Genomic DNA, 10,507 nt, shown 5'->3' on the forward strand with positions numbered 1-10,507 from the left:
TTATCGCACCAAGTTGTGATCTATGAAAATAGGTTAAAATTTTGTTTTTATTTTTAGGAAGTGGTTAGAAAGTATGTCAAAACGCATTTTTTATTCTGTTGTTATTTTGATTAGTCTTAGTATCGTTATGGTTTATTCTCTCTCAATTTATGTGGCAATGTCTTATGGATATGCACCCACTCATTTTGTGCAAAGACAGATCATTGCAGCGATTATTTCGATTCTTTTGATTTGGGCAATTTCTCATTTTAATATTGATAATTTTTTGAGTTGGTTTGGTTGGTTTTTGTTGATTGGATCTTTTTTGTGTATTTTGGTGATGCCTTTGTTGCCTGAGAGTTTGGCTTCAAGCGCTGGAGGAGCGAAACGCTGGATCAGATTGGCAGGATTCTCATTTGCTCCGCTTGAGTTTTTTAAAATTGGATTTGTGTTTTTCTTGGCATGGAGTTTTGCGCGTAAATTTTCCCATGATCATAGTCTTTCAACCGTCGAAGAGATCAAAAAATTTCTGCCTTATATTGTTTTGTTTATGGCTTGTATGGGTGCTGTTGTGGTTTTTCAAAATGACTTTGGGCAAGCCTTTTTGTTGGCATTGACGATGTGTTTGATGTTTATTTATTCTGGAGGAAGTATCAAGGCTGTCTCATTTTGGTTTATCCTAGCTATTGTTGCGACTCTAGCAGTTATTGCCTTAAGTCCTCATCGAATCTTGCGTATCAAAACTTGGTGGGCTGTCGCACAAGATTTTATTCTTTCTATTTTTCCAAGTAAATTTGCTGATTTCTTTCGCGTTGAAGATTTTCCTGAGCCCTATCAAATCTATCACGCGGGGAATGCGATATGGAATGGAGGATTTTTTGGGAGCGGAGTTGGCGATGGGATTGTGAAGCTTGGGTTTTTGAGTGAAGTGCATACAGATATGATCTTGGCAGGAATCTCTGAAGAGCTAGGATTTATAGGGATTTTATTTTTGTGTTGTTTGTTTATTTGGGGGATTTTGCATCCTATTTTTAAGATTGCTAATCGTGTAGAAAATAAAGTGTATTCCTTGTTTTGTATTGGGGTGGCTTGCTTGCTTTGCTTTTCATTTTTGATCAATGCTTTTGGTGTGACTGGAATCATCCCCATTAAGGGGATTGCTGTCCCCTTTTTGAGTTATGGGGGTAGCTCACTGATGGCAAACTGCATCGCTCTTGGGCTCGTTTTGGGGATTGCTAGAAAAATCTCTTCTTAGGGCTATTTTTTCAAGACATTGTTTTGGATGAGATTTTGATAGTGCATTTGTTTTTCTAGCATCTCAATCATTTGAAGGTTTTGGCAAGCTTGTGCCTCACCAAGCTCACATGCTTTTTTATAGTTTTTCTTTGCACCGGAGTAATTTAAAGATTCTTGATAGGCATTTCCAATCGCAAGATAAAACTTTTGACAAGCCAATTGGTCCCCCTTATTGCATCCTTCTTTGAAAATATCTACTGCTTTGTAGAGATTTTTAGGGGTTCCCCATCCGTTGTAATAGAGGATTCCAAGATTCCTGCATCCTCGCAAATCCCCACTTTTGCAGGATTTTTCTAAGAAGATAAAGGAATGTTGATAAGATTTGGAGTGCGCAGAGATAATGCCTGCTTCATAGCATCCTAGTCCATTTTTTTCATCACAAGATCGATCAAAGAAATAAAGAGCGTTTTGTAGTTTTTGCCCATAGATTGTCCATCCTTGATAATAAAGCATTCCAATCTCAAAGCAAACATTTTTATCTTCTCTCTCTTCGCATTGATCGATTTTTTCTTTGAGTTCTTTTGGGCCAATCGCACGAATCTTTTCTCTTGGGTGCTGTTTGTTGTAGTTGAAAAACTCAGGATTGATAGGGTTGGTATTGGAGTTTGGATATTGGCTTGTGTTTTGCTCTGATGAATGCGGATAGGGATTTTCTGCAGAATCTGGTGTATCTTGAGGGATGCTTTGTGGCTGTGGCTGTGGCTGTGGCTGTGGCTGTGGCTGTGGCTGTGGCTGTGGGGAATCTTGTGTTTCTAAATCTTGTGATGGTAGAGAATCATTTTCTTTTGATGGATTTAGATCTTGAAAAATATCATCTTCTTGGTTTTCTTCTTGTAAGGAATTCTTTTTTGAAGTATTAGAAAGATCTAAGTCTGGTCGGCTTTCTTTTTGAGGAAAAGCATTTGGGGTGTTTTGAGGGAGATCTGAGAGTGTTGAGGGAAGCTCTTGTTTGCTCTCAGGAGGAAGAAGGGTATCAAGTGTATCTTGAGCGTAAAATGGAGCGAAAATGACACACAAAAAGATTATTTTTTTCATGCAAAATCCTTTAAAAAGCATTAGCTTGTGACTTTCCAGTTTATTTTATAGAAAATTATCCAAAAGATAAGAGCGCGAATATAGGTTTCAGCAAAAATAATAAAAAAGATCAGAAAATAAGGAAGGGCACAATATGAGCACAGAAACATTGGAAGAATACGTAATATCCATATGCTTGAGGCATTAATATAGAGTGAAAAATGGCTTTTGCCTGCCCCCTTGAGTGCCCCATCAAGGACGAAAATGAAAATCAGCGGAATCTGTGAGAGACCTACAGCGATTAGATAGTGCCATGCATACTGGATCACTTGAGGATTTTGTGAGAAGATCCAAGCAAATTGTTGTCCTAAAAAACACATCAAAATCCCTAAGCTTCCCATCATAATTGATGAAATCCAAAGGCATAAAGTTGTGTATTCTTTAGCCTTTTGGAGATGATGAATGTTTTGTCCCATTAGGCTCATAGAGGCGACCATAAAACCAAAGCCTGGCATAAAGACAAATGCTTCAATCCTTCCACCAATTTGAAATCCTGCCAAAATTTCATCACCATAACTCAACAAAAATTTAGCAATTAAAACCAAGGAAAAAAGTGTCAAACCTCTTTCAATTCCTGTGGGGATTCCGATTTTAAAGGCATTTTTTATAAAAGAAAGCTTTAAGCAAAGAGGGAATTTAAAAGTCCTGTATCCAAAGATACAAAGAAGGATCGCTTCCAAAAATGCGCTCAAAGTGTTTGCGATGCCAGATCCTAGAATGTCCATAGGGGGAATAAAATACCATCCAAAGATCAAGACGTAGTTGGCGATGATATTAAAAAGTGTAGAAAAAATCTTGATATAAAAAGGAATCTTGGCACAAGAGATTGCACTAAAGGCTGAGGTAAGTGTTGTTTTGAGCAAAAGAGGAGGGATGGAAAAGATAAGGATTTTGAGATAAATTTCTCCCAGTTCGAGGGATTTTGAAGTCAAACCCATCCATTGAAGATAGGGGAGGTGCGTGAAATAAGCGATCGCAAAAAGAGGGATGGAACACAAGAATGCACTAAAAATAAGGGATGAAACGGCTTGATTGAGTTGCGGGTTTTTTTGTCCATACAATCGAGCGACAATGCCATTTGTTCCTGTGAAGAAAATAGCTGTAATCATATAAAAAAGCATAATGAAATTCATACTTGCACCAAAGGCAACAATGTGCGATGTGGAAAGCTTTCCGATAAATAAAAGTGCAAGAGAAATATTGAGTATATCAAGGAGGGAGCCTAGTCCTGAGGGTAGGGCTATTTTGAGGATTTGTTTGATTTGGACTATTTTGTATTGAGGCATTTTAAAGCTTTTTTACAAAGATTGGAGATAGGAAGAGAAGAGATTTCTGAGTGAGAAAAAAACTCTGTCTCTTTGGGTGGTGTGTCCTTGCAGAGATATACCTTGGCTGTGATGGCATATTTTGTATAGTGGTGGGAAAAACTACCAATAGGTTGAGAATCGGGTATTTCTTGCAGGGTGATTGGATTATAAAGCCCGTGATAAAGCTTGCCATGGCTTTTGCAAAGCGAGATTTTCTCTCCTTGCTGATAGAAGCCAAGATGAAGTTCAAGAGATTGGAGTTTGGTTTGTTTGGGCGTAGGGTAGAGATGAGGTGTGTTTTTGCCTTGGCATAAAAATGCAATGGGACAAATAAGGCATTGTGGATTTTTTGGCGTGCATAGAGTTGCTCCAAGATCTAGCAATGCTTGGTTGTGATTAAAGGGGTCTGAGGGATTTAGGATATTTTGCGCAAGTTTTTCAAGAGTTTTCATTGGTGCTGAGGGGAGGGCAAAGAGTCGTGAGAGGATGCGCGCAATATTTCCATCTACAAAACTCACGCTTTCTCCAAAGCCAAAGCACAAAATCGCTCCAGAACTATACTCTCCGATTCCTGAGAGTTTTTTGAGTTCTGTTCTTGATCGTGGGAGATGACCTTGATGGAGGGTTTGGCAGGCAATAGCACTTTTCCTAAGATTTCTTGCGCGTGAGTAGTAACCAAGTCCTTGCCAGAGTTTGAGCACTTCTTCCTCTTTTGAATCTGCCAATGATTGAAGAGAGGGGAATTTCTCCAAAAAAGGGAAATAAAAGCGTTGAAGCACTACGCTAACTTGAGTTTGTTGCAACATCATCTCACTGATATATACCCCATAAGATCGCTCAATATGACGAGTGCGATCCAAAGGAGTGCTGACTTGACCTGTAAGATTTCTCCAAGGCAGATCAAGACGTCCATATTTAAAATACCACCCAAGAAGCTCTGCGTGGAAATTCTCAAGAAGAGTGGTGGTTTGAAAAAAGGGATTCAAGGTTTTTGTGCCACAAAAGAGATGATTTTAGCTTGTTGTCCTTCGCGTCGCGTAATGTAGGAGGTTTGATGATGTAAGATATGAAAGCCATCAAAGATCTCTTCTAGCTCACCGTGATTGAGGATTTTTTCATTAATGATGCAAGAAGAGTTCTCTCCATTTGGCTCTTTAATAAAGGTTTCACACAAAAAGATTCCCTGAGGTTTGAGCGATGCGATAATAGAATCAAATAATTGACGATTGAGGAAATAGAAGTTCAATACAACATCATAAGTATTGGGTTTGGGGCGGAAAAAGTCCAAATCAGCGCAAATGGTTGTGATCCCTTTGATTGCTTTGCTCATATTGAGTGCAACTTCGGAAATATCAACACTATCGCATAAAAATCCATTTTGTGCTAGGAACTTTGAATTTCTGCCATTGCCACAGGCGATATCTAGAGCTTTTTTTGAGGGTTTTTCTAAGAGCTTGGGCATAAAGAGTTCAAGCAGGGTGCTAGGTGTTTGGGGCATAGGGTTTTGAGTGTGTTTTTCGTTCCATTTAATTGCATCTTCTTGCATTAGGATTCCTTTGAGTCTTGTGGTTGTATGCGTAAATTTGGGGTGTAGAAAAGATATTTCTCACGCAATAAAAGTTCAACGATTTCCTTAAAAATTGGGGCAGCTGTTTTGCTTCCATAATATCCTTCCTCAACATTGGGATCAAAAATCACAACGCCAATCGTGTATGAATTTTTGGAATCATTGGCAAAGCCAAAGAAAGAGCTGTTGTAGCGCTTGGTGTATTGTCCATCAATAAAGATTCTTGCTGTTCCTGTTTTTCCACCCATATCTACATTCTCAACCATTGCTCTTCTACCTGTCCCATTTTTGATAATTTCTCTAAGGATTTCTTGGACTTTTTGGGCATTTTGAGCAGAGATGACCTGTGTAGAGGAGGGGGTTTTGATTTTGTAGCGATCGTGATCTTGGCTGACATAGGCTATGATTTGGGGAGTGATGAGATAGCCCCCATTGCTAAAGCTTGCATATGCTCTTAAAAGCTGGATAAAAGTCGCCCTAAAGCCATAGCCATAAGAAACACTTGCTTTATAGGAGCCTTTGAGCTTTTGAATCGTAGGAAGGACGCCTTTTGCTTCTTGGGGAAGATTGATTTGTGTTTGCTCTCCAAAGCCATAAAGTCGCATAGATTCCAAAAAATCTTTTGAGTTGAGATTTTGGGTGAGTTTGATCATCCCAATATTGCTTGATTTAAGAAGAATTTCCTCAGGTGTTGCTTCTTTGAGTGGGTGATCATCGCGGATGATGTGTCGTCCAACTTTATAGATTCCATTGTGGAGAAAGATCTTTTCATTGCTAGGAATGAGGTTTTTTTCAAGCAATGTCGCATAGATGACGGGTTTGATGATGCTTCCAGGCTCAAAGGAAAGTTCTGTTGCTGAAATATTCAAAGAAGAATAATCTTCCTTTTTGATCTCTGCAGGATTGAAGCGTTTGGAGGTTGCGAGTGTTAGAATTTCTCCTGTTTTTGAGTTCATGATCCCTACCAAGATTTCTTTTGCTTGGAGTTTGCTGTTGGCATCATCTAGGATGGTTTCAATTTTTTTTTGAAGATTGAGAGGGATGGTCAGAGTGATATCTAAACCATTTTGTTTGGCAATATAGTTAGAATTTTTGTTTTGAATGATATTAAATCCAATATCTCTTGCCCCATAAAGCAATCCATCTTGTTTTGCTTTAAGATAGTGATCGTTGAATTTTTCACTTCCTTTGACACCAGAAACTTTTGTGATTTTTTGATTGTGGATTTTTTGCGTGTATCCAAGAATGGGTTCCATAATATTTCCATAGGGATATTTGCGACGATATCCGCTTATTTCCACATCAATTCCCATCTTTTGAATCACGCGTCCATTTTCTTCATATTCTTGAAAAACTTTATAGCGATCAAGCTTGGAATTTAGAAGTTTTAGATTGGCTGCAGTGATTGTTGGAATATTGTATGAAAGAGTCACATAGCGTTTAGAATCTAATTTGTGTGCGATGATTTGCTTAGGGATTCCGCTATAGATAGAAAACAGATTGATAAATAATTCTTTCTTGTTTGGATCGATGCTTTTGGGATTAATGCTGACTTTGTAGAGTTTTTCGCTTGTTGCAAGGGTATAGCCATCGTTGCTATAAATTTTCCCACGGATGGAATGATCGATTTTGGTTATTGTGAGATTGGGTGCTTTTTTATCGCCCAATGTGATTTTGAAAATAAAGGCAAAAAGCAAGATAACTATAAGTAGGATTGCACTAAGAAAATAAACAATGAGAATCCGAATCTTATATGGACTTGGCGAATTCATCCACTAAACTTGCGTTCTCAGAATTTCCTTGTATGCACTGATTGCCTTATTTCTTACTTCAAGCATAACTTTCATACTTGTTTCTGCGCGTCCAATTGCAATTGCAGCTTGATGGAGATCTTTGATCTGTCCTGTTGCCATATCACCCAAAGCTTTTTCTGCAGCTTTTTGTTCTTGATTGAGCTCTTGGATACTCCCTTTGAGAAGTTCTTGAAAGTCTTTAGCTTTTTTGGAATCAACTTGTGGAGTAGGCTTGGAGTCGATGGTTTGAGATACATGTTTGATATCGTTATTAATGATTCCAAATTTGTTTGTCATATCTCATTCTCCTTAGGCTTGAAACATCGTAATTGCATTGCTTGCCATTGTTTTAGCACTTTGAAATGCTGAGACATTGGCTTGATAGGCTCTTGTTGCCTCAATCAAATCAGCCATTTCTACGACAGGATTGACATTGGGATAAGCAACATAGCCATTGGCATCTGCATCAGGATGACTTGGATCGTATTTTAGCTTAAAATTAGAATCATCCCTTACAATCTTATCGATTACAACACTTGTCAATGCTGGATTGGCTTTTTCGTTTTTTAAACCCTCATCAAGAGGATCTTCATACCCCAAAAAATCATTTTCTTTGGCGATTTTTTCATTAAGAAGCTTGTCAAAATTGATCGCTTTAAAGATCACTTCCTTCCTGCGATAGGGGCCCCCTTCGTCTGTTCGTGTTGTGTTGGCATTGGCAATATTGGATGAGATGGTATTGACGCGAACTCTTTGGGCTGATAATCCATAACCACTAATATCAAAACTTGATAAAAAAGCCATTTTCACTCCTTAGATATTCTTTGAAGATTCCAAAGCGTAGGTAAAGATCCCTTTATGCTTTTTGAGGGCACTGACAAGGGCTTGATACATTACGCTGTTTTTTCCCATTTCACTTGTTTCTACATCCAAATCAACGCTATTTCCATCATTTCTAGCCATATGACCATCTCTGAAAAATAATGTCGCCAAGGATTGATCTTGATCACTTGGATTGATGTGTTGTGAATCTGTATGAGCCAATTGTAGTTTTAAGGGATTGGCTCCTTTTGCCTCTTTTTGGATTTCTTGAGCAAGATAAGATTCAAAATCAATATCGCGAGGTTTGTAAAAGGGTGTATCGACATTTGCGATGTTCCCTGCGATCAGATCTTGTCGCATTGAGCGAAAATCTAGCGCTTGGTGAGCATATTTATAAATGGGAGAAACTTCAATAAAGCTCATAATTTTGCCTTCTCTAGAATTTTTCATTCTAGAAGCAAAATTTATTCCAAAGTAGGGCTACTTTAGAGAATCTTTAATTTTTGAAAGAGTGGGATCCATTCTTGAAGTGAATGTGCTTGTTTTTCTAGTTCTTGAGTGGCTTCTGAGGGAGAGAGTTCTTTGCCATCTTTGATCATTTTTTCTTTGCTTTTTTTGAGGAATTGAGTGACAAGCTCGATCCATTCTTTGGGATCTGAAGAGAGAGTTGAGGCAAATAAAAATAAAAGTTCAAAATGATTGAAAGAAATTGCCTCCCCAGTCACGGGACTAAGAAGATAGTGGATCACTTCTTGAGATTGAGTGGATTGCTTGAGGATATATTGGTTGAGATTGGTGGCATATTGTTGCGATTTTTGAATATATTCTTCTTCTTGGACCAATTTGATATAGTCTTTGTTACTAAGGGCAATGAGAGATTCTGTGAGTTCGGCAAATGTCACTTCTCTTTGCAAGGATTGTTCTAAGTCTTGTTTGATTTTACCAATCGTGACGATTCCATTTTGGTGGAGAGATTCTAAAATGGGTCGATAAAAATCTTCATTGAGTTTGAAATTTCCGCGATATGTCTTGATTTCATAATCAACTTTTGAAAATGGAATAGGTGAGATAATGCGAAGCTTGAGAAGTTCTTCTAAGGCTTGCTCTTGGTTAAGCCTAATCACTCCTTTGGCCCAATAATCACTACGAAAGCTTGTGCTAAACATGAGATCTTTAAGCATTTCATAGATTGCGCGATTGTGAGCGACTTGCATCAAAAGATCTTTTTCTTCTGGGAGAAGTTGGATGTTTGTGAGATGATCGGCAAAATTGGCATATGAGGCAAACTCCATCTTTGCTGATCCCATCATCTCTGAAATTTCTAGGAAATTAAAGGGTGTATGATTTTCATTGAGAAGCTCATGAGAAAGATAGGAACTATCCATTTTAGAAAGTGTTGAGATGACAGAAGTGAGTTTTGGATTTTTGAATGTATCACTGCAGGGTAGGTCAATCAAGGCATTGATGAAGTTTAGCCCTTCTTTGGCTCGTTCTGAGCTGATTTTTCCTAGTGGTGTGAGATAGTGGGAATATGTGCGTAAGAAATCCCTAAGTGGAGCAAACGAAGACCATCCTGCTTGGCAATTGTAGCTTATGAGGCAAACTCCTCCTATATTGAGTTTTTTGTGGAGGAATTCTATGATTTGTGATCGAATCTCTTCTGAAACCCAAGAGTAGATTCCGTGCAATGCGATGAAATCAAATTGTGGAAGGTCATCTCTTTTGAGAAACTCTTCAAATGAGTCGTTATAGACCTTGAGGGGAGCTTTTGAGATATTGGCTAGATTTTGAGCAAAGTGGGCTTGAGATGCATTGAAATCTGTCCCATACCATTGAGCATTTGCGCTAGCAGCATTGAAGTTGAGGGTGATTCCTTGTCCAAATCCAAGCTCGCAAGCTGTATTGATCTTGGGAGGGAGAATTTTTTGAGAAAGAAAACAAAGCTGAATTCTAAGAGGGTTGAGTGTCCCATAATAGCCTTTTGTGTAATTGATATCTGTGATATATCCTTGATTCCATGAATGCATAAAAACCCTTTGTTTGAAAAGTAAAAAGGAAGTATTTTACAGCGGTTTTTAAAAAAAGAAAGAGGATATTATAAGAAGTGGTACGCCCAAGAGGATTCGAACCTCTGACCTACGGCTTAGAAGGCCGTTGCTCTATCCAGCTGAGCTATGGACGCATAAAAGAGGGCTATGGTACGCCCGAAGGGAGTCGAACCCCTAACCCCCAGATCCGAAGTCTGGTGCTCTATCCAATTGAGCTACGAACGCACAAAAAACTATGGGGTGGGTGATGGGGATCGAACCCACGACCCTCAGGACCACAATCTGATGCTCTAACCAACTGAGCTACACCCACCATAGAAAAGATAAAAATGGTCGGGGCGAAAGGATTCGAACCTTCGACCCCTTGGTCCCAAACCAAGTGCGCTAACCAGACTGCGCTACGCCCCGACAGCAAAATTAAAGGTGCGATTATAAAGAAACAAAATTGTTTTGTCAAGATTATTTTAGAGACTTTGCTATCAAGTTTGGCGATATTTTTCATTTTGTTTTGAAGACGACTTGTTTGCTTTGATCACTGCAAAGATTGATTGGCTCTCACAAGAAGCATCTCAACAATTTTTTGGCACAAAATAAAGAGGACCAAACACCTCACGCTCATCC

General features: G+C 38.7%; 10 protein-coding genes and 4 tRNA genes. 1 reads left to right on the top strand and 13 read right to left on the bottom strand.

Features of this window, described 5'->3' with window-relative positions; translation table 11 throughout:
- The first annotated feature begins 73 nt into the window (after nucleotides 1-73).
- On the top strand, nucleotides 74-1,234 hold the full coding sequence (locus LW137_RS05855) for an FtsW/RodA/SpoVE family cell cycle protein (protein WP_233034190.1): 1,161 nt from the start codon (nucleotides 74-76) through the stop codon (nucleotides 1,232-1,234).
- A gap of 2 nt (nucleotides 1,235-1,236) precedes the next feature.
- Here LW137_RS05855 and LW137_RS05860 read toward each other — a convergent pair whose 3' ends face one another.
- The 13 genes from LW137_RS05860 to LW137_RS05920 all read right to left on the bottom strand — a co-directional run bounded on the left by LW137_RS05860 (nucleotide 1,237) and on the right by LW137_RS05920 (nucleotide 10,294).
- Nucleotides 1,237-2,310, bottom strand: a complete 1,074-nt coding sequence (locus LW137_RS05860) for a tetratricopeptide repeat protein (protein WP_233034191.1) — start codon at nucleotides 2,308-2,310, stop codon at nucleotides 1,237-1,239.
- Between the two features lie 20 nt (nucleotides 2,311-2,330).
- Nucleotides 2,331-3,635 (bottom strand): MATE family efflux transporter, encoded by a 1,305-nt coding sequence (locus LW137_RS05865; RefSeq protein WP_233034192.1) that lies wholly within the window; start codon nucleotides 3,633-3,635, stop codon nucleotides 2,331-2,333.
- Nucleotides 3,617-4,642: an A/G-specific adenine glycosylase gene (locus LW137_RS05870; RefSeq protein WP_233034193.1), complete on the bottom strand. Its 1,026-nt coding sequence runs from the start codon at nucleotides 4,640-4,642 to the stop codon at nucleotides 3,617-3,619. The genes LW137_RS05865 and LW137_RS05870 overlap by 19 nt, the downstream gene beginning before the upstream one ends.
- Entirely contained in the window at nucleotides 4,639-5,202 is a 564-nt protein-coding gene (locus LW137_RS05875) for a class I SAM-dependent methyltransferase (RefSeq protein ID WP_233034194.1), read from the bottom strand. The genes LW137_RS05870 and LW137_RS05875 overlap by 4 nt, the downstream gene beginning before the upstream one ends.
- Nucleotides 5,202-6,995 (bottom strand): peptidoglycan D,D-transpeptidase FtsI family protein, encoded by a 1,794-nt coding sequence (locus tag LW137_RS05880; RefSeq protein ID WP_233034196.1) that lies wholly within the window; start codon nucleotides 6,993-6,995, stop codon nucleotides 5,202-5,204. The genes LW137_RS05875 and LW137_RS05880 overlap by 1 nt, the downstream gene beginning before the upstream one ends.
- Before the next feature lie 3 nt (nucleotides 6,996-6,998).
- A complete protein-coding gene (gene fliE, locus LW137_RS05885) occupies nucleotides 6,999-7,313 on the bottom strand; it encodes a flagellar hook-basal body complex protein FliE (protein ID WP_233034199.1) in 315 nt (104 codons plus the stop codon).
- 12 nt (nucleotides 7,314-7,325) lie between these two features.
- On the bottom strand, nucleotides 7,326-7,820 hold the full coding sequence (flgC, locus tag LW137_RS05890) for a flagellar basal body rod protein FlgC (protein ID WP_233034201.1): 495 nt from the start codon (nucleotides 7,818-7,820) through the stop codon (nucleotides 7,326-7,328).
- A gap of 9 nt (nucleotides 7,821-7,829) precedes the next feature.
- Complete coding sequence (gene flgB, locus LW137_RS05895) at nucleotides 7,830-8,261, bottom strand: flagellar basal body rod protein FlgB (RefSeq protein WP_233034214.1); 432 nt, start codon at nucleotides 8,259-8,261, stop codon at nucleotides 7,830-7,832.
- Nucleotides 8,262-8,323: 62 nt separating this feature from the next.
- Complete coding sequence (locus LW137_RS05900) at nucleotides 8,324-9,865, bottom strand: class I SAM-dependent methyltransferase (RefSeq protein WP_233034203.1); 1,542 nt, start codon at nucleotides 9,863-9,865, stop codon at nucleotides 8,324-8,326.
- Between the two features lie 78 nt (nucleotides 9,866-9,943).
- Nucleotides 9,944-10,020: transfer RNA gene (locus LW137_RS05905), tRNA-Arg, on the bottom strand.
- Between the two features lie 14 nt (nucleotides 10,021-10,034).
- Nucleotides 10,035-10,111: transfer RNA gene (locus tag LW137_RS05910), tRNA-Arg, on the bottom strand.
- Between the two features lie 11 nt (nucleotides 10,112-10,122).
- Nucleotides 10,123-10,199, bottom strand: a tRNA-His gene (locus tag LW137_RS05915).
- Between the two features lie 17 nt (nucleotides 10,200-10,216).
- Nucleotides 10,217-10,294 (bottom strand) — tRNA-Pro (locus tag LW137_RS05920).
- Nucleotides 10,295-10,507: the final 213 nt, after the last annotated feature.

This window comes from Helicobacter kayseriensis (assembly GCF_021300655.1).
Lineage (GTDB): Bacteria > Campylobacterota > Campylobacteria > Campylobacterales > Helicobacteraceae > Helicobacter_G > Helicobacter_G kayseriensis.

Excerpts from the sequence above, each read along its gene's own strand:
- LW137_RS05855 (WP_233034190.1), top strand. The coding sequence starts at position 74 with ATGTCAAAACGCATTTTTTATTCTGTTGTTATTTTGATTAGTCTTAGT.
- LW137_RS05860 (WP_233034191.1), bottom strand. The coding sequence starts at position 2,310 with ATGAAAAAAATAATCTTTTTGTGTGTCATTTTCGCTCCATTTTACGCT.
- LW137_RS05865 (WP_233034192.1), bottom strand. The coding sequence starts at position 3,635 with ATGCCTCAATACAAAATAGTCCAAATCAAACAAATCCTCAAAATAGCC.
- LW137_RS05875 (WP_233034194.1), bottom strand. The coding sequence starts at position 5,202 with ATGCAAGAAGATGCAATTAAATGGAACGAAAAACACACTCAAAACCCT.
- LW137_RS05880 (WP_233034196.1), bottom strand. The coding sequence starts at position 6,995 with ATGAATTCGCCAAGTCCATATAAGATTCGGATTCTCATTGTTTATTTT.
- fliE (WP_233034199.1), bottom strand. The coding sequence starts at position 7,313 with ATGACAAACAAATTTGGAATCATTAATAACGATATCAAACATGTATCT.
- flgC (WP_233034201.1), bottom strand. The coding sequence starts at position 7,820 with ATGGCTTTTTTATCAAGTTTTGATATTAGTGGTTATGGATTATCAGCC.
- flgB (WP_233034214.1), bottom strand. The coding sequence starts at position 8,261 with ATGAGCTTTATTGAAGTTTCTCCCATTTATAAATATGCTCACCAAGCG.
- LW137_RS05900 (WP_233034203.1), bottom strand. The coding sequence starts at position 9,865 with ATGCATTCATGGAATCAAGGATATATCACAGATATCAATTACACAAAA.